The organism is Litchfieldella anticariensis FP35 = DSM 16096, assembly GCF_000409775.1.
GTDB classification, from domain to species: domain Bacteria; phylum Pseudomonadota; class Gammaproteobacteria; order Pseudomonadales; family Halomonadaceae; genus Litchfieldella; species Litchfieldella anticariensis.
Map to the genome: position 1 here is coordinate 387694 of NZ_KE332392.1, position 18842 is coordinate 406535.

At 58.2% G+C, this 18842-nt stretch carries 17 protein-coding genes; 13 read left to right on the top strand and 4 right to left on the bottom strand.

Annotated elements, in window-relative coordinates; genetic code table 11:
- Window positions 1-107: 107 nt before the first annotated feature.
- The gene (locus tag L861_RS17360; RefSeq protein ID WP_016417949.1) at window positions 108-872 is read right to left on the bottom strand and encodes an NRDE family protein; all 765 of its coding nucleotides are present in this window, start codon (window positions 870-872) and stop codon (window positions 108-110) included.
- Window positions 873-1040: 168 nt separating this feature from the next.
- Here L861_RS17360 and L861_RS23705 point away from each other — a divergent pair, with 168 nt between their 5' ends.
- The 8 genes from L861_RS23705 (at window position 1041) to L861_RS17400 (ending at window position 9564) form a co-directional block, all read left to right on the top strand.
- Window positions 1041-2447, top strand: coding sequence for a response regulator (locus L861_RS23705; protein WP_016417950.1), 1407 nt, complete (start codon window positions 1041-1043; stop codon window positions 2445-2447).
- Between the two features lie 8 nt (window positions 2448-2455).
- Complete coding sequence (locus L861_RS17370) at window positions 2456-3244, top strand: sulfite exporter TauE/SafE family protein (RefSeq protein ID WP_035568767.1); 789 nt, start codon at window positions 2456-2458, stop codon at window positions 3242-3244.
- A 169-nt stretch (window positions 3245-3413) separates the two neighbouring features.
- Window positions 3414-4220, top strand: coding sequence for a prolipoprotein diacylglyceryl transferase (gene lgt / locus L861_RS17375; protein WP_016417952.1), 807 nt, complete (start codon window positions 3414-3416; stop codon window positions 4218-4220).
- Between the two features lie 50 nt (window positions 4221-4270).
- A complete protein-coding gene (locus L861_RS17380; RefSeq protein ID WP_016417953.1) occupies window positions 4271-5110 on the top strand; it encodes a thymidylate synthase in 840 nt (279 codons plus the stop codon).
- The gene (locus L861_RS17385) at window positions 5107-5658 is read left to right on the top strand and encodes a dihydrofolate reductase (RefSeq protein WP_016417954.1); all 552 of its coding nucleotides are present in this window, start codon (window positions 5107-5109) and stop codon (window positions 5656-5658) included. Before L861_RS17380 ends, L861_RS17385 begins: the two co-directional genes overlap by 4 nt.
- Before the next feature lie 134 nt (window positions 5659-5792).
- Window positions 5793-6704 carry a ProQ/FINO family protein gene (locus L861_RS23710; RefSeq protein WP_016417955.1) on the top strand — a complete coding sequence of 304 codons (912 nt, stop codon included), beginning with the start codon at window positions 5793-5795 and terminating at the stop codon, window positions 6702-6704.
- Window positions 6705-7336: 632 nt separating this feature from the next.
- Entirely contained in the window at window positions 7337-8428 is a 1092-nt protein-coding gene (locus L861_RS17395) for a porin (RefSeq protein ID WP_016417956.1), read from the top strand.
- Window positions 8429-8526: 98 nt separating this feature from the next.
- Complete coding sequence (locus L861_RS17400) at window positions 8527-9564, top strand: hypothetical protein (RefSeq protein WP_016417957.1); 1038 nt, start codon at window positions 8527-8529, stop codon at window positions 9562-9564.
- A gap of 115 nt (window positions 9565-9679) precedes the next feature.
- Here L861_RS17400 and L861_RS17405 read toward each other — a convergent pair whose 3' ends face one another.
- Window positions 9680-9904 carry a hypothetical protein gene (locus L861_RS17405; RefSeq protein ID WP_016417958.1) on the bottom strand — a complete coding sequence of 75 codons (225 nt, stop codon included), beginning with the start codon at window positions 9902-9904 and terminating at the stop codon, window positions 9680-9682.
- Window positions 9905-10281: 377 nt separating this feature from the next.
- Here L861_RS17405 and L861_RS17410 point away from each other — a divergent pair, with 377 nt between their 5' ends.
- The 5 genes from L861_RS17410 to L861_RS17430 all read left to right on the top strand — a co-directional run bounded on the left by L861_RS17410 (window position 10282) and on the right by L861_RS17430 (window position 16165).
- Entirely contained in the window at window positions 10282-11496 is a 1215-nt protein-coding gene (locus L861_RS17410; RefSeq protein ID WP_035568773.1) for an IS256 family transposase, read from the top strand.
- 392 nt (window positions 11497-11888) lie between these two features.
- Window positions 11889-13001, top strand: a complete 1113-nt coding sequence (locus L861_RS17415) for a substrate-binding domain-containing protein (protein WP_016417960.1) — start codon at window positions 11889-11891, stop codon at window positions 12999-13001.
- A gap of 252 nt (window positions 13002-13253) precedes the next feature.
- Window positions 13254-14441 (top strand): ABC transporter ATP-binding protein, encoded by a 1188-nt coding sequence (locus L861_RS17420; RefSeq protein WP_016417961.1) that lies wholly within the window; start codon window positions 13254-13256, stop codon window positions 14439-14441.
- Window positions 14425-15312: an ABC transporter permease gene (locus L861_RS17425; protein WP_016417962.1), complete on the top strand. Its 888-nt coding sequence runs from the start codon at window positions 14425-14427 to the stop codon at window positions 15310-15312. Before L861_RS17420 ends, L861_RS17425 begins: the two co-directional genes overlap by 17 nt.
- A gap of 10 nt (window positions 15313-15322) precedes the next feature.
- Entirely contained in the window at window positions 15323-16165 is an 843-nt protein-coding gene (locus L861_RS17430; RefSeq protein ID WP_016417963.1) for an ABC transporter permease, read from the top strand.
- On the opposite strand, the gene L861_RS17435 is transcribed toward L861_RS17430, so the two are convergent.
- Window positions 16162-17946 (bottom strand): putative bifunctional diguanylate cyclase/phosphodiesterase, encoded by a 1785-nt coding sequence (locus L861_RS17435; protein WP_016417964.1) that lies wholly within the window; start codon window positions 17944-17946, stop codon window positions 16162-16164. The two genes, L861_RS17430 and L861_RS17435, sit on opposite strands and share 4 nt — an antisense overlap.
- Window positions 17947-18135: 189 nt before the next feature.
- Window positions 18136-18606, bottom strand: a complete 471-nt coding sequence (locus L861_RS24590) for a helix-turn-helix domain-containing protein (RefSeq protein WP_144063062.1) — start codon at window positions 18604-18606, stop codon at window positions 18136-18138.
- Between the last annotated feature and the right edge of the window lie 236 nt (window positions 18607-18842).

The window sequence follows — 18842 nt, forward strand, 5'->3', positions numbered from 1 at the left end:
GCTATAAGAAAAACCTTGCCTCCTGATCAGGACATGGGGACGCATTTTGGCTTACGGCTTACGGCTTACGGCTTACGGCTTACGGCTTACGGCTTACGGCTTACGGCTTACAGCCTGAGTGCTATCTCCCCTAACTCTTCGCCACCCGGCCCGTAGCGCCGTTCGCCGATTTCCGCTCTGCCGTCGGCATGCCAGGTCAGCCAAGTCATGGCCCGGGTGCCGTAATCGTCACCGATGATGAAGGGGGATGACAGGCGCCTTTCCAGTTCCAACCCGACCCCGGTGTCCGGCAGGCGTTCCAGATCCTCGACCGGACGGCTATCGCTCATGGCCCGCAGCGCGGAACGTGGCCAGTCGTGAGTCTCCAGGCTATGAGTCAGGCCCTTACAGGCCCATTCAACCTTTGGCCAAGGGGTATCGAGGTCGCCGTTGGAGATGCCATGGGTGCCTGGGGTGACCGGAACCAGATGGATCGATTCTCGACCGCGGTGCAAGTGCCACAGGCCATGTTCATCGCCGGCCAACAAGTTGAATCCGGCGTAACGAGTTGCCTGGCGCTCGGCCAGGTCGTGGAGCCAGGCATACAGGTCGTCGCATTCCAATGCTTCGCGCACCAGATGCCCCCGGCTGGGGGCATCCGGTGGCACGCTCAGCCCCGGGTCACGGACGTTGGTGACCGCAGCGACACGGCCACGACGATGTATCGCCAGCCAGGTGCCGCCAGCCTGCAGGTCGCGGCCGCCCACGATGTCCGGGGCATCCTTCCAGACTCCCAGCACGGCGCTCGGACGCGCATGGAATTCATCCCGGTTGGCTATCAGGCGCAAGCGCACCATGTGGTCAGGGTGATAGTCGAAAGCGATCAGGCACATGAGCGCTACTTTATCCCGCTATCAGCGTTCCGGGGAAGAGGGCGTCGATCAGTCAGTAGACTGGTTCGTGTCATGTGTAGCGTTTGAGACTCGCGGGACGATCGCCATGACAGACGCTTTCGTGCAACGTACACTCGTTGCCATCATCGACCGATAACAGGGACGATAATGCGAGTCGAGACCCGCGCAGAAAACCTGTGGCGAACGCTCATCTGGCCCATTCTCTGGCCACTGCTGCTGGTGCAGGCAGGGCTGGTGGTGCTCTGTGTACTGGCTTGGCTGGTGATGTGGCAGTCCGCGATGCCGGTGCAACAGGCCTGGCGTGCCCTGACGTGGCTGATGCTGGCGCTACTGTTGGGAACCAGTCTGATCGCTGCGACCTTCCTGCTGCTGTTGCGCCATCGCCTGCAGCGTTGGGAAATTTCGCTCGGAGTTCCTTACGAGCGCCTCGAGAGAGCGATGCGCCAGTTGCACAAGGAACTGCCGCCATGGCTCAAGTCGCGACGGCTGATGGCAGACAGAGCCGCCGATTCAGGCCCGGTCGAACACCTGGAGGTTTTGCTCGATGGCTTGGAGACCCTGCTGACTCGGTTCGCTGAACGTCCTCATGTGGTACAGATGATGGAACGCCTGCCGCGTCCGGCGTTCATCGCTCATCATGGTTGCCTGGCGGATGCCAATAGTGCCTTCGAGCAAGTGATTGGCCGTTCATTGAGCGAAATAAGAGGGCTCGACCTGCAGTACCTGATGCGCCGCGATGACAACGATCAAGGTGATGCCTATGTTAGGCTCCATGACAGTCAGGGCGCCTGGTGGACTTTCCGTCTGGCATGTCTGGAGGATAATCACGAGCACACCTTGGGCATCCTGGAAGACGTCAATGACCAGCGACAGCGCTTGGCGCAGTTGACCCTGTCACGGGATCAGGCGCGTGAGGAATCACGCCTCAAATCGAGTTATCTGGCCCTGCTGCAGCGAGAGTTGGAAGACGTCCTCCAGGACCTGAAGCAGCACATCGAGATCTGCCGTTTGCCGGAACAGCACGAAGACCTGCGCGAACGACTCGCCGACTTTGCCACCCTGGTGGCCAATCTTTCCGGTCCCGAATCGCCCGATCTTGGCGACCTTTCCCTGGCTGGCGATGACACGGGCGCTGCTGTCTCCAGTGTGTCCGGCCATGCCAGAATCCTGATCGTCGACGATGGCCCGGTGAATACCATGCTGGCTCGACGGGTTCTCGAGGCCAGGGGGTTAGGAGTGGATACCGCCGAGAGTGGCGAACAAGCCCTGGAGCTGGCCGAACGAGAGCATTACGACCTGGTATTCATGGATATTTTCATGCCTGATCTCGACGGTGTCGAAGCCAGCCGCCGCTGGCGACGGCGTGAGACCGAGCAGGCCGTAGCCTCGCCCAGCGTGTTGGTAGCATTGACGGCCAACGCCAGCGATGCGGATCGCGAGCGCTTCTTTGCAGCGGGAATGGATGACTTCCTATCCAAGCCCTACCGTCCTCAGGCGCTGATCGATATGGTGGAGCGCTGGTTGCCGGATGCCTTGAGGGAAACGCCGCGGTGACCGAGGCGATGGTCCCGATCATGATAGGTTATCTGGCGCTGGGGGTTCTCGCGGGGACTTTGGCGGGAGTGTTCGGTGTCGGCGGCGGGCTGATCATCGTTCCCGCCTTGGTCTTTGCCTTTGGCATGCAGGGGGTGGATTCATCGGTCGCCATGCATCTCGCCATCGGCACTTCGCTGGCGACCATCGTGGTTACCGGTGCCTCCTCGACCTGGGGGCACATGAAGAAAGGCAGCGTGAAGTATGGCTGGTTTCTGGCCCTGTTGCCGGGGTTGATGCTGGGAGCGATCGTCGGTGTCTTCGTTGCCGGCAATTTGACCAGCGGCTTGTTGGGTACGCTGTTCGGCCTATTCGTGACCTTGGTGGCGGGCAAGATGGCATTGGGACGAGGACCCAAGCCGGGGACCGTCGCTCCCGGTCGTTTGGCCATGGGAGTGGCCGGAGGGGTCATCGGTGCCGTCTCGGCCCTGTTCGGCATAGGCGGCGGTACTCTGACGATTCCCTGGTTGTCGCGTGCTGGTGCACGCATGACCGAAGCGGTGGGCACATCGGCTGCCTGTGGATTACCCATCGCCATCTTCGGCGCCCTCACCTTCATGGCCGTGGGCTGGGGGAACCCTGCGCTTCCGTCCTGGTCCACCGGTTTCGTATCATGGCCGGCATTAGTGGGGATCGTACTGACCAGTGTGCCTTTCGCTCGGCTGGGAGTACGGCTGGCACATGTATTGCCAGCTCATATACTGCGCCTGGCCTTCGCCACCCTGTTGGCGGGGGTGGGGTTGAGATTTTTGTTGTGACCTCTTCGGGGAGCTGTAAGTTTGAAGCTGTAAGCTGTAAGAAAACCCCCTTTTGGTCACTGATGATGTGGCTATCATGACGGCTTACGGCTTACGGCTTACGGCTTACGGCTTACGGCTTACGGCTTACGGCTTACGGCTTGGTGTTTGAATTCATCGAGGATCCTGCATGCTGACCTATCCCAATATTGATCCCGTGGCCATCCAGCTTGGTCCGCTTGCCGTGCACTGGTATGGCCTGATGTATGTGGTCGGCTTTGTGGGAGCCTGGTGGTTGGGGCGCGTTCGCGCTGCACGTATCGGTCTGACCAAGGAAGACGTCGGCGATCTGTTGTTCTACGGGGCGCTCGGAGTCGTGGTCGGTGGGCGTCTGGGCTACGTGTTGTTCTACGGTTTGGATAGGCTGTTGGCCAACCCGCTATGGCTGTTCCAGGTGTGGGATGGTGGCATGAGCTTCCACGGTGGGCTCATCGGGGTGCTACTCGCTGCCTGGCTCTTCGCACGCAAGCATAAGCTGGCCTTTTTCCAGCTTACCGATTTCGTTGCGCCGTTGGTGCCGATTGGTCTGGGAGCGGGGCGCATCGGCAATTTCATCAACCATGAGTTGCCTGGCCGGGTTTCCGACCTGCCTTGGGCGATGCCGTTTCCCGGTATGGGCCCCGAGCCGCGTCATCCATCGTCGCTTTACGAGGCGCTGCTCGAAGGAGCGCTACTGTTCATGATTCTGTGGGTCGTATCGGCGACGCCGCGTGCACGTGGTATGATTTCCGGACTCTTCCTGGTGCTATACGGCGTGTTCCGCTTCGGTGTTGAATTCGTGCGGCTGCCGGATGCCCATATCGGCTTCATCGCGTTCGGTTGGGTTACCATGGGGATGCTGCTCACCTTGCCGATGATCGCTGGCGGTGTGGCACTGATCCTCTGGTCGCGCCGCCAGTCGGTGGATTTTCCACCTGCCACGAAAGCCGCCAAGTGACTGGCTTTCAAGTCCCGAATCGTCAAGGCCCGAACTTTCAAGACATGGATATGCAACCGGCTCAACAATCACTCACACCTGAATCAGCGCCACTCGAGCAACCCTATCTGGATCTGATGCGGCATGTGCTCGAGCATGGCGTGGTCAAGCATGATCGTACCGGTGTCGGCACACGTAGTGTCTTTGGCCACCAGATGCGTTTCGACCTGGCGCGTGGTTTTCCGCTGCTGACCACCAAGAAACTTCACCTGCGCTCGATCGTCCACGAACTGCTGTGGTTCCTGGCTGGCGATACCAATATCGCCTATCTCAAGGAACATGGAGTGAGTATCTGGGACGAGTGGGCCGATGAGAACGGCGAGTTGGGCCCGGTCTATGGCTACCAGTGGCGTAGCTGGCCGAAGCCCGGCGGCGGTCACGTCGACCAGATTGCCAACGTCGTCGAGCAGATCAAGCGCAACCCGGATTCTCGCCGACTGATCGTCTCGGCCTGGAACCCGGCGTTGGTCGACGAAATGGCGCTGCCGCCATGCCACGCGCTGTTCCAGTTCTACGTCGCCGAGGGGCGGCTCTCTTGCCAGCTCTATCAGCGTAGTGCCGATATCTTCCTGGGGGTGCCGTTCAATATTGCCAGCTATGCGTTGCTCACCCAAATGGTGGCACAGGTCTGCGGCCTGGCGCCGGGCGAATTCGTGCATACCCTGGGTGATGCGCATCTCTACTCGAACCACCTCGAGCAGGCGGCATTGCAGCTTTCGCGTACCCCTCGGCCTGCGCCACGCCTGGTACTCACCCCTGAGGTTCGTGACCTGTTCGGCTTCCGCTTCGAGGACATTCGCATCGAGGGCTATGACCCGCATCCGCATATCAAGGCTGAGGTGGCGGTATGAGCGATATCCAGCAACTCCCCCAGGAGGGTGACGGTGTCGAGACGGTGGTGCCGGTAGCGATGATTGCCGCTGTGGCACGCAACCGGGTGATTGGCGTCGACAACAAGTTGCCCTGGTATCTGCCCGAGGATCTCAAGTTCTTCAAGGCCATGACTCAGGGCAAGCCCCTGGTGATGGGGCGCAAGACTTTCGACTCCATCGGTCGTGCGCTGCCGGGGCGGCTCAATATCGTCATCACCCGAGATCCTACTTTTGAACGCCCGGGAGTACGGGTCTGTCGCAGTCTGACCGAGGCGCTTGATCTGGCCGACCAGCAGGCGCTGATCGATGGGGTAGATGAGATCATGGTCATGGGTGGCGCCCAGATCTATGCCCTGGCCTTGCGTTGGGCCTCGCGGCTATATCTCACCGAGGTCGATGTCGAGGTCGAGGGCGATGTCCGCTTCCCTGAGCTGGACACGACCCAATGGCGGGAGGTGCAACGCGTACATGGCCAGCCTCAGGAAGGGCAGCCTGCTTATGCTTTCGTCGAATACATGCGCCGCTGAGGAAGCCTTCTACTTGGGGGCACTTGGCTTTGAATGTTTGTCAGGGAACGAAAGCTGACACAGACTTGTGAATCAAGTAGGGCTCGACATGGTGTCAGCCCTTTCGAACCGCATGCTTCAGGGAGGGCACGTCCTTGATCCCTCAACTCATCGATGCGCTGGAACGCCAAGCCGACAAGGGGCTATTGGAGCTTCTCGATGCTCGGGCGAAGATCAAGGTGCTGGAAGCACAGAATCGCGATCTTCAGGCGAGGAATCAAGAGCTTAGTGAACAGCTCGATGCCCACAAGGCTGAGGCCCGTCACGCGCACGTGACCGCTGGCCGTAGCCAAGGGTTGGCGGCGCTGATGGCACGCCGACCGCGGCACCATGTATTGCCGAACGAGCCGACCGACGACGCATCCCTCGATGGTGCTGAAAACGACCCGGCCTCGACACCTCATGGGTCGGCCCCCAAGTCTCAATCCTGGTCGCGAGACCAATGTCAGTCTCAAGGCCAAGCTCAGTCCCAAGACAAGGCCGCACCGCTTCCAGCGAACGAACCTGCCCCTCGCAGCGACCCACCTGCAAGGTCCGAGCCCCAGGCGCAACTCGATGGCCAGGCGGACGTGAGGCAAGGCCCTCAGAGCCGCCTGCCGATCGATGAGGCACCATCTCCCCAGGCGCTGCTCGATGAGTGGTATCAGCGCTATACCGAGACCTTCTTCAAGGGCCATACCCGGCCGCTCAAGGTTGGCATTCACGAGGACTTGGTGGCTCGTGAGCCGTGGCCTGAGAAGTTGGTGCGCCGGGCGCTAGCCTGTTACGTGCACCTACCGCGTTATCTCAAGGCGGTGCGTGCCGGTGCCGAACGGGTGGGGCTCGATGGTGAAAGCGCCGGAGTGGTCAGTGAGGGTGAAGCCAAGTACGCGCGCAAGCAGCTCGACGAACTACAGGCCCAGAACCGTACTCGCCAGGCCAAGCGCCGCGAACGCCAGCGCCAGCAGGAGAAGGAAGAGCGGTTGGAGCGCAAGATCAGCGAGCTCCTTGCCAAGCACGAGCACTAAGGCGCTGCGCGACGTGAAGAGGGAAGACCGGTGCTCCGCACCTTGAAGTGGGAAGGTTGAAGAAGGAAGAGCGGCGCTGCGCGCCTGTAGCGGGCTTCGAGCCACGAGCATTGGGCGATTTCTTGCCGATGGCGGAGCATTCAGCCCGCCGCCCGCCGTTCGTAATCTTACCTACCATGGTCGAGATCTCGACCATGGCTCGAGCGCTATCCCCTTGTCTGTAAAAACCGTCATATCCTTATTGAGCGGATTCGCAAAGCGTTGATTAGATTCCCTCTTGCAAGCTGGCGCGGGTGTCGCCAAGATAGGCGGGGCTTGCTGCCGTCATCTTGTTGTCATACAAGGTAGGCAGTCTGGGGGCGCGTTGCAGGGTGGTGGCGCGACTCCGGAGCAGGGGAAAAGTTCCATGGTTTTGGTGCATCAAGATTAAAAACAGTGTTTTTTCTTCTTGCGCTATGGAAAAACCCGGTATAAGGTTTCCCTGCGAGCATTGGATTATAACAAGGCTTCGCTCAGGTAGCGGTTTCGGATTCCAGCGTCTTATAGGTCGCAAACTTCCGAAGCGCGCCGGGAAAGCCGACTGCATATGCAGTAACGATCGAAACAGTAAGCTAGTAAAGGAACATATCGCGATGAAAAAGACACTGTTAGCGACTGCTATCGCCGGTGCCCTGGGCGCCTCCGCCGCTGCTCAGGCAGCTACCGTCTACAACCAGGACGGCACCAAGCTGGACCTGTATGGCAACATCCAGCTGGCTTATGCCAACACTAATGATGCCGATGGCGAGGACCGGGACGAACTGGCCGATAACGGTTCCACCTTCGGTCTCTCCGGTGAGCACGTCATCACCAATGACCTGATCGGTTACTTCAAGGCCGAGTGGGAGCACGACGCCGATGAAGAAAAAACGGCTGGCGGCCTCAACACTGGCGACCAGGCTTACCTGGGTCTGAAAGGCGGTTTCGGTGACGCTCGTCTGGGTTCCTGGGATCCGCTGATCGACGACTGGATTGCGGATCCGGTTTCCAACAACGAATACTTCGACGTTTCCGACTCCAGCCAGAATATCCTGGGTGTCGCCAACCGCGAAGGTAACAAGCTGCAGTATGCTTCTCCTTCTCTCGGTGGCTTCCAGTTCGCCGTCGGTACCCAGTTCGAGGGTGACGCGGAGAGCGAGAACTTCTCTGGTTCCAGCAACGCCTCTGCCTTCGCCGGTCTGAAGTACGCCATCGGTGGTTTCTCCATCGCCGCAGTTTACGACAACCTGGACAACAATGACGGCACTTATGGGCCGGGTGTTGTGACAGAAGATCATCTGGGTGGCGATTATGAGGCTGGTGATCAGTACGGTATCACCGGTCAATACACCTGGAATACCCTGCGCGTCGCCCTCAAGCTGGAGCGTTTCGAGTCCGACGACCAGAGCATTATCGAAGATGCCAACTACTACGGTCTGGGCGCACGCTACGGCTATGGCATGGGTGACATCTACGGTGCCTACCAGTACGTCGACATCGGTGGTGACGACTTCCTCGACACCGCTGACGACTGCTTCGGCAGCGGCGACTGCCCGAACGATGCTGGCGAGAGCTACAACGAATTCGTGCTCGGTGCCACTTACAACATCTCCGATGCCATGTACACCTTCATCGAAGGTGCCTGGTACGATCGTGAAGATGACGAAGGTGATGGCGTAGCCGTCGGTGCCGTCTACCTCTTCTAAGCCTTTCGAGTTCGGGGTTTGACCCTGTATTCGAAGCCTTATATAACGAAAGCCGATCCTCCGGGGTCGGCTTTTTTCATTCGCCGATGTGAGGTCTTATGAAATCGTCTATTGTGACTGGCTCTCTGCTGGTATTTGGCCTTGCGCTGGCCGATGTCGGCGTCGCTGACAGTGTGATGGAGGAGCGCTTTCGCGAGGAGGGACGCCAGCTCGATCTGACCGGCTTCCTGCAGCCGGAGAACGATGCCCGTAGTCGTAGTTTCCTCTATGGTGCCCCCCATGAGCATGATTTTACAGTGACAGAAGCAGGCACCTATCTATTCGAGAGTCGCGTGCCTGGTGGGAATTCCGAGGACTATCGGGTGGCGGCGGAACTACTGGATGACCAGGGGCAGGTGATCGCCCGTGGCGAAGCCCTGGGGCAAAATGGTGGCCTGGCGATGCGCCAGCAACTGCAGCCAGGTGACTATGTGCTGCGTGTAGAAGGGCGTCAGTTTGGTACCCGTAGCAAGCCTGGCACCAGCTTCTATATTACGGTGTCGGGGCTGGATGCTCAGGGACGTCGTTTGGAGGATAGCATCAGCGAAGGTCAAGGGCTGGTCTTTACCGGCAGTGACCGTGAAGGTCGCCGCAGCGTCTTCGTGCGTGATCGCGACACTGTGGCGACCATAGCGGCCCCAGCGGCCGAGGTGTCGAGCGACAATCAAGGCGACACAGCATCGGATGTTGCGCCGTCAACTGCCGATTCTCAGATGTCAGCCAGTGAAGCACCAACCGGGCAGGCCGCTGACAGGGCGGCACCCGAGAGTTTCGAGACCATCGTCACCGATGTGAAGATCCGCGCGCGTGGTGAAGTCCTGACCTTCGATGTGGTGGAAGCCGGTACCATCGCCATCACCACGGCCACCTATCCGACGGGGTATGAGGACACCTATCGGATCGAGCTAGAAGTGCTGGACGAGAGCGGAAGCGTGGTCGCCGAAGACGCCGGTGAAGGCTTCAATGGCAATGTCGATCTGCGTACCCAGCTTTCGCCCGGACGCTACCGTATCCGAGTCAATGGTCAGCAGTTCGGTTCGGCAATGAGCGGCGTCAATAACTATGAACTCAAGGTGGTTCAGACGGACCGTCAATGAGTGTCATGTCACTGGCTGCTTAGAAGTCGAGCCAGGTAAAGGAGGGGCCGCGTTAGCGGCCCCTCTTCTATTAGGCAGCCAAAAAATCAGCTGCATGTTTCGACGAACCAGAGACTCAGGTGCTCGCATCTTCTTCTTCGAGCATCATGTGAATCAACTCTTGCAGTTCTTGCACCTGCGTTTCGAGTGCTTCGACACGGGATTGGCTGGCAGCGGTTTCTTCCGCCTTCTGGTTGATTTGTTCCATATGCTTTTCGATCGCTTCGGAATCCATGGCAAAAGCTGAGCTTGCCATTAGAAGTGATGCAAGAACGGATGTGGTAAGTAGCGTGATCTTCATGGGACACCTCGACTCATCAGTCAATCAGTTATGCTTTCCATTACGACACCCGTTGTATCGTCTGCCGTCACTCAGAATGGTGGTGGCATGTTGATCGGAAGGTGTCGTTGTTTTGTAGAATCGGCATGGCATAACTTACAGTCTTGGCGCTAGGCGCCTGGAAGAAGGAAGAGTCGCTTCGCGACTGAAGATGGAAGAGCGGCGCTGCACGCCTGGAAGGTTGAAGAATGAAGAACGGCGCTGCGCGCCTGGAAGGCTGAAGATGGAAGAATGCTGCTTCGCAGCTTGAAGAAAGAAGATAAGAGGCTGTAAACCACATTGTGTAACTGCCCACGAATGAGTAGCCTTTTCAAAAGGATACCATCGTGGGTAAACAATTGGACCAAGAAAAACTCAACGCCCTGGCCGCGGAACTGGCCAAAGACATCAAGTCCGAAAAAGACCTCGGAGCCCTTACACAGCAACTGGTCAAGCTCACCGTCGAGACGGCCCTCAATGCCGAACTGGACGAGCACCTTGGCTACGAAAAGCATGCCCCGGAAGGCCGGGGGACGGGCAACAGCCGCAACGGCTATTCTTCCAAGCGCCTGAAAGGGCAGCACGGAGACGTGTCGATCCAGGCGCCTCGGGATCGGGACGGCTCTTTCGAGCCCCAGTTCGTGCGTAAGGGCCAGTCCCGGCTGACTCAGATGGACGATCAGATCCTGGCCCTGTACGCCAAGGGCTTGAGCACTCGGGACATTGTGGATGCTTTCAAGGAGATGTACGACGCCGACATCTCCGCCACGCTCGTGTCCAAGGTTACCGAACGCGTGATCGAGCAGGTCCACGAGTGGCAGAACCGCCCGCTGGATCCGATCTATCCCATTGTCTATCTGGACTGCATTGTCCTGAAAATCCGCGAGAACAAGCAGGTGATCAACAAGTCACTATATCTGGCATTGGGCATTAACATGGAGGGCCAGAAGGAACTGCTGGGGCTGTGGCTTGCCGAGACCGAAGGCGCGAAGTTCTGGCTGTCGGTACTGACCGAACTGAAGAACCGTGGCCTGGAGGATATCCTGATCGCCTGTGTGGATGGTCTCAAAGGCTTCCCAGACGCCATCCAGGCCGAATACCCCCAGACCAAGGTCCAGCTGTGCATCGTGCACATGGTCCGCAATTGCGTCGGGTATGTGTCCTGGAAGGACTACAAGGCGGTCACGAAGGATCTGAAGCAGATCTATCAGTCAGCCACCGAGCACGAGGCCGGACAGGCGCTGGAGGTCTTCGCCGAACGCTGGGATGGCCAGTACCCGCAGATTGCCAAATCCTGGTACAACCACTGGGATAATCTGATTACCTTGTTTGGCTACCCGCCAGCCATTCGAAAGGTGATCTACACCACCAATGCTATTGAGTCGCTCAACAGCGTCATCCGCAAAGCGACCAAGCGCCGGAAGCTGTTTCCTAATGATGAGTCGGCTCTGAAGGTGGCGTTCCTGGCCATCCAGCAGGCCTCGAAGAAATGGACCATGCCGATCCGAGATTGGAAGCCGGCGCTGAACCGCTTTATTATCGAATTCGGTGACCGCCTGGACGGTCACCTGTAATGGGGTGGGCAGTTACACAGATTTATTTACAGGCTCGAAGATAAAAGCCAGACACTGCCTTCCCACTTCCCACTTCCCACTTCCCACTTCCCACTTCCCGCCTTTATCGTTGAAACCTCATCTACCACTTTTCTGGCCGCCTGCTATTCTCAACACTAGGCAAGTTGAACGGTCATTCAATTGTCATCTCCCGGTCATTCCCAAGCGCTACTGTCGCGTCGGATGTCGATCAGGAAATGAATGGTCGGCACAACAACAATCCGATGACGCTGAATAAATCGATGTGCGGTTCAAGCGCTTGCTAAATGGGTAGTGAGCACCGCGTAACGCAGTGAAGTTATTGCGAAGGCATTTATTCAGCATTTCCTCACCTAGGCAGGGAGAGAACTCAAATGTCGATCACGCGTCGCCGTTTTCTTCAGGGCACACTGGCCGCTGGAGCGGCTGCTTCAGTGCCGTTCTATATCAACAAGGCACTGGCTCAGGAGCAGACCCTGCGCATTTATGCTTGGGCCGGGTACTTCTCCGACGAGATGCTTGCCGATTTCACCGACAAGACTGGCATTCGTGCCACCTTTACCCCCTACGGTACCAACGACGAGTTGATGAACTCCCTGCGTGCCACCGATGGCAGCGGTTTCGACGTCATCATGCCGACCGTCGACCGCGTGCCGGGCTATCTGGATTTCGACCTGGTGCAGCCGCTGGATGAGTCACGCATCAACTGGAACGGCGCGCTGGAAAGTTCCATTGCCGGCTCTGAAGTGGGTGGCGTGGTCGATGGCAAGCGCTACTTCGCGCCCAGCGACTGGGGTACCGAGGCGATTACCTACAACCGCCGCTTTACCAACCTTGACCGTTCGACGCTGAGCTATGCCGACTTGTGGAACCCGGATCATGGCCAAGGGGTGACGGTGCGTGGCCATTCGGCCTTGGTCGGTATCGGGCTGTGGCTCGAACGCGAAGGGCGCTTGCCACATCCACTGCTGGATTCCTACAAGAATGAAGAGGCCATGCGCGCCAACTTCGATGTGATCCTCGAAGAAGCGATCAAGCACAAGAACATGCTGGTGCAGTTCTGGGATACCGAGAACGAGGCCCAGGCCGCTTTCCGCACCAATGGCGCCATCATCGGCCAGACATGGGACAGCACCGCTTTCCGCCTGCAACAGGAAGGTGAGGACATCGCCTATGCGGCGCCGCGCGAAGGGGCGCTGGCGTGGATGGAAGGTTTCGTGATTCCCAAGAATGCCCAGAACCCGGATGCCGTCTACGAACTGATCAATTGGTACTACACACCGGAAGCCGGCGCCATGTTCGTCGCTGCCACCGGCTACAACTCCACCGCCAAGGGCGCCGAGGCGCTGTTGCCGGAAGCGTCTCGCAAGTTCTTCCAGGAATCCTACACCGAGGACGATCTGGCTAACCTGTGGTGGTGGCCGATCCAGGAGCCATGGTACGTGGCATTGCGCAACGAATATCAGGATCGGTATTTGTCGGCGTGAAAGCTGGAAGCTTGAAGAACGGCGCTGCGCGCCTGGAAGACGTCGCTCCGCGACTTGAAGAGGGAAGAAGAAAGACAACAGGCTGGGGTTGGCACGAACGAGGTGGGAGCGAAGCTTTGCTTCGCGATGACAGTGGCTTTGTTCCCCATGCCGGCCTGGCGGCCGGATCGCGCAGAAAATCTGCGCTCCCACAAGGTTGAACCAGGTGTTGGTGGGAGCGCAATTCATTGCGCGATTGAATAAGAGGTTTCGATGGACAGTAACGTCAAACTGGATGAGGTGGTGATGCGCTTCGGCGACTTCACCGCCATCGAGCGTACGTCGCTCGAGATTGCGTCGGGGGAGTTCTTCAGCTTCCTGGGTCCTTCGGGGTGTGGTAAGACCACGATCCTCAACATGATCAGCGGTTTCCTCAGGCCCAGTGAAGGACAGGTATGGATCGGCGGCGAGCCGATGGCGGGGGTGCCGGTAAATCGCCGGCCGACGGCGATGATCTTCCAGAACCTGGCACTGTTCCCGTTGATGACAGTGTTCGAGAATATCGAGTTCGGTCTCGAGGTGCGCGGGGTCGACAAGCGCAAGCGCCGGGAGGTGTCCGAGCGCTTGCTTGCCTTGGTGGCATTGGAAGGCAGCGGGTCGAAACTCGTTACCGAGCTTTCCGGCGGTCAGAAGCAGCGTATTGCCATTGCTCGGGCCTTGGCAGTGGAGCCTCGGGTGCTGCTGCTCGACGAACCGCTGTCGGCGCTGGACTTGAAATTGCGCCAGCATATGCGCGCTGAACTCAAGGCGATTCAGCGCAAGACCGGCATCACCTTCATCTACATCACCCATGATCAGGGCGAGGCGTTGACTATGTCCGATCGGGTGGCGGTGATGTCGGCGGGGCGCATCCAACAGGTGGCCGATCCGATGACACTGTATCGCTCGCCACGCACCGGTTTCGTGGCGTCGTTCGTTGGTGAGAACAATCGTCTCGAGGTCAAGGTGATCGACCGTGAGGGAGAGCGGGTGCGCTTGGATGGCGGCGCATTGGGTTCCTTGATGGGGCGGGCCGGTGATGATGTGGTACTCGCCAATGGCCAGGCGGCAGCGTTGTACATTCGCCCTGAGCATCTGCGGCCACTGGGTGACGGTGATAGTGGCCCGCGTCTGGAAACGACCATTGAAGCGGTACATTTCGAGGGCGCTTGGCTGATGCTGGAAACGCGCCTCGAGGCCAGTGGCGAGAAACTACGTGTTCAGCTTGGCAGTGAACTGGCCAAACGTGCAGCGCAGGCCTTGGAACCAGGCCGGCAGATCGACTTTGGTTTCGACCCGGAAGAGGCTGTCGTACTGCCCGACGACGGTAGTCCCATGGTCGATGAGGCGACCGGTGAGGTGCTCGAGGTTGCTCCTGGTGGTAATGCCAAGGTGGGAGGGGAGCATGTTCCGTCAGCTTAGCGAGCGCTTCGGGCGTCCGGTAGCGATGGCCATCCTGACGCTACTGGGGATGTGGCTGATGGTGATGGTCACACTACCGCAACTGCAGATGATCGATTATTCCTTCCGTCCCAACCTGTTGCCGGCCCAGTTGGGTGGGCCAGAAGATGTCTGGACGCTGTCGAACTACGTCACGCTGTTCAATAACGAGATTCACCGCGCGATCTTTTTCAAGACGCTATGGTCGAGTGTGTTGGTCACGCTGCTGACATTGGTGGTCAGTTATCCGCTGGCGTATTACCTGGCCAAGGTGGCCACGCCGCGCCAGGCAGCGCTGTGCATTCTGCTGTTGATCATCCCATTCTGGATCAACGAGATCCTGCGTACTTATTCGTGGTTCATCATCCTGGCTTTCCGCGGTCCCTTGAACGAGATCCTGCTGGCGCTGGGGCTCATCGATCGGCCGATCCGCTTCTTGAGCGGTGACGGCGGAGTAATGGTAGGCATGGTCTATGCCTATATCCTGTTCATGGTGTTTCCGTTGTACAACGCCATCGAAAGCCTCGATGACAATCAGATACGCGCAGCGCGCGACCTCGGTGCCGGCAATGTCCGCACCCACTGGCGTATCGTGATTCCGCATGCCAAACCGGGCATCGCCACAGGTTGCATCATGACCTTCATGCTGGCGGCGGGTAGCTATGCGGTGCCGGCGCTGCTGGGGTCGCCGGGCAGCCGCTGGTTCACCCAGATCATCTACAACTGGTTCTTCGAAGGTGGCAACTGGAACCAGGGCGCGGCCTATGCCTTCCTATTGCTGGTGCTGTGCATCGGTTTCATGTCGCTGGTGATGAAGTTCTTCAAGGTTGGACTTGGCGATATCGCTAAGTAACGGGGGCCTAATGAATTCGCAACGCTTGCTGGCCTTCGGCCTGCGCTTCTATATCGCAGTATTTTTCCTGTATCTGTTCCTGCCGCTGCTCGTGATGGCGGCGGCGACCTTCAACGATAGCCGATTCCCTACCATTACCCCGTGGGACGGCACCACGCTGCGCTGGTTTGGTGAGCTCGCGGCTGATAGCGGAATGTGGCAGGCGTTGTCCAACAGTCTGTTGGTGGCGGTTGGGGTGCTGTGCCTGGCAGTGCCTATCGGTATCGCCACTGCGCTGTTTCTGAATACCGTCTCGAGCCGTGCCAAGCCGTTCATCTATGCGTTGATCCTCTCGCCGTTGTTGACCCCGGGCGTGATCATCGGCATCTCGACGCTGATCTTCTGGCGTCAGTTTGGGGTCAGCGGTGGGATATTCTTGACCGTGCTGGGGCAGGCAACCTTCATCTCGGCCTACGTAATGCTGATGGTGATGGCACGGCTGCAGCGCTTCGATCGCACGATGGAGCGCGCTGCGCTAGACCTCGGAGCCAGTCAATGGCAGATGTTTCGACGCATTCTGCTGCCATACCTCAAACCGGCAATTCTCTCGGCAGCGGTAATCGCATTTCTGCAGTCCTTCGAGAACTACAACACCACCCTGTTCGTGGTCGGCTACGATACCACCCTGACGGTGTATATCGCCTCCAAGGTGCGTACCGGCCTGACGCCAGCCGTCAACGCGTTGGGTTTGATCCTGATTCTGGTTACAGTGGTGCTGGCCATTGCCTATGAAGTGAAACGCCGGCGCGAGCAGGCCGCTGTGGCGCAGTCAGGCCAGGCCATGGTGCTTGCAGAGTCGCAAGAAAAAGCTTAGATGGGCTGGGGTTGCTCTGCCAACCACGACGCTAGTTCATCACTGTCCATGGGGCCGGCAAGAAGGTTGCCTTGGGCACGGGTGATGCCCTCGATGAGCAAGGCGTCTTTCGTCGCTTGGTTCTCCACCCCGACCACGACACATTCCACTCCCAGGCTGGATAGCAGACGGTGGATACCGCCAAGCAGTATCCGGCTGCGTTCTTGCTTGGCGATGCTTGCCACTAGCGCGCCATTGAGTTTCGCCTGGCGGATGGGTAAACGCGAGAGATAGGCAAAATTGACGTGGCCATCGCCCAACTCGTCGATGGTCAGTTTAATGCCCATGCGTTGCAGGCGTCGCAGTAGATGTTGCGTCTCTTCGGGCTCGCTGGCGAAACTGTCGCTAGCAATTTCCAATGTCAGCCAGGAAACGTCTTCGATGTGTCGACGCAAGAAGCGATCCAACGGTTGATGGTCGAAGGCATCCTCGAGTAGGTGTTGATCGACGATATTGACCGCGATAGGCAATTTGGCAAGTGGTGAACCGTTTTCTTGCCACCATTGATGTTGGCGAATGACTCGGCCGATCACCCACCGGTCAAGGCGTACTGCCAGGCCCAGGCTTTTTGCCAAGGGCAGGAATTGGCGTGGCAATAGCGGCCCTGGTCCCGGTGTGTACCAACGCACCAGGGCTTCCAATCCCACTGTTTGCCCCGTCTCCAGGTCGATTTGCGGTTGATAGAGCAATTGGAAGTGCTGGTCGGGAGCCGCCAGGGCTTCACGTAGAGTCAGTTCCCTTTCCAGTTGAGCCTGCATGTCACGGCTCAACTCCTTGTCGACGAAGGCGTAGCGACCATGGCCAGCATGTTTGGCCGCATACATGGCGGTATCGGCAAGGCGCAGCAGGTCCTCGCTATCTTCACTGTCTTGAGGGTATAGGGCGATACCGATGCTAGCCGAGACAGGCAGGTGCTGCCCGGCGATCCAGAACGGTGGCTCCAGCGCTTCGAGCAGTCGGAGTGCCACGTTTTGTGCCGAGAGTTCGCTGACGTCGTGCTCGAGCAGAACGATGAATTCATCGCCGCCAAATCGGGCTAGGGTATCGTCATTGCGTAGCACCTGTGTCAGACGCCTGGCCGTCTGCTTGAGTAATAGGTCTCCGGCGGTATGGCCGAGTGAGTCGTTGATGCGTTTGAAGCAATCCAAGTCGATGAACAGCAGCGCCAGGCTGTGGTCGTGGCGTTCAGCATGATGTATGGCGTGGTCGAGACGATCGTTGAGCAGTAGCCGGTTGGCCAACCCCGTCAGGGGGTCGTAGTACGCCTTGAGGCGGAGCTGCGATTCGGTGGCCTTGATAACGGAGATGTCGATGAAGGCGCGAACGTAATGGCTTACTCCTCCCAAGTCGTCATAGACAGCATCGATAGCCAGCAACTCCGGGTAATATTCGCCATTCTTGCGGCGACACATGACTTCACCTTGCCAATGGTGCTCATGGGCGAGCTGTTGGAGTTGCTCATGGTAGTCGGCGTTCTGTTCCCGGCTATGGAAGACTTCGATGTCCCAGCCAATGACTTCCTCCCGGTCGTAGCCCGTGATCACGCTGAACGTTGGGTTGGCGATCAGAATGCGGTGCTGGGGATCGGTAATGATGAGGCCCACCGGGCCATGGTCGAAGGCTAGCTCGGCGAAATCACGCCGTGAGAAAGCTGCCGTGGCGAGCCGCAACTCGTGCCCCAGCAGATCGCGGGAAGCCGAACTCTCGCCAGCGCCGAGAGAGGAGCCGGGATCATCGTGCATAATCTGATTACCACGAGTTATTATAAGCAATTCCTCTAACTATCGATGGGGCAAGGGCCGCCGTCAAACTTTGCTTGGAGGGATGACAAAGAAGCGGCACCCACCGATTGGGTGTCGCAAAAGCAAGGGAAGCGCTGAATGATTGCCTGCGCGACTTCGGCGTCCCCAGTGGATCGCTGCGTTACATGTTCAAACGGTTGCCTTGATCAGTCGTGTCATTTTGGCGGGGTCCGGCTGGATACCGGTATTGTGGTACATCTCGTAGATGGCCAGAATCAGGTCGGCCTTCTTGGTGGGTGGCTCGATCTTCAGTCCGAGTCGTTCCTGAACTCCTTCCACCGCTTCAATGACCGAGCGCAATAGTTTTTCGTCCTGCTTTCCATTACTAGGCTGATAGAGTTCCTCGAGCAGTATCGGGCCTTCCCCTGTCAGTAACCAGTGCCCATTCACGTTCACCGTCTTGGCAATGGCGGCCAATGCCATCCATTTGGGTTCGGAACGGCCGCTGAGATAGTTCTCCAGTGTACGCCGGGGAATCCCCGTAGATTTGGCTAAGGAATTGCCACTACCTGCCAGATTAGTACATGTTCTAATCCGGTCTCGCAGTGTTTCATGACTCAGCATACGCTGAGTGGTAGGTGCCCCGGTATTTTCTTTCATATGTCGATTTTTTTAATATTTTGATTTGAGTATGCTTTTCACGTGCTATGACATCGTCGATGCCAGTATGGCAGAAGAAGATGCTCATAGTGGCTTGAAATACTTAACCAATTTGGGCTATGTTTGGCCTCGTTCGTTGTATTTTCATGTTTTCTTCGATAGCTGGTTGATGCGTAAGACGAGGTGTTTTTCGTTAGATGTCTTGTCATTCGCTGAGCATTCAAGGATAGCATTGC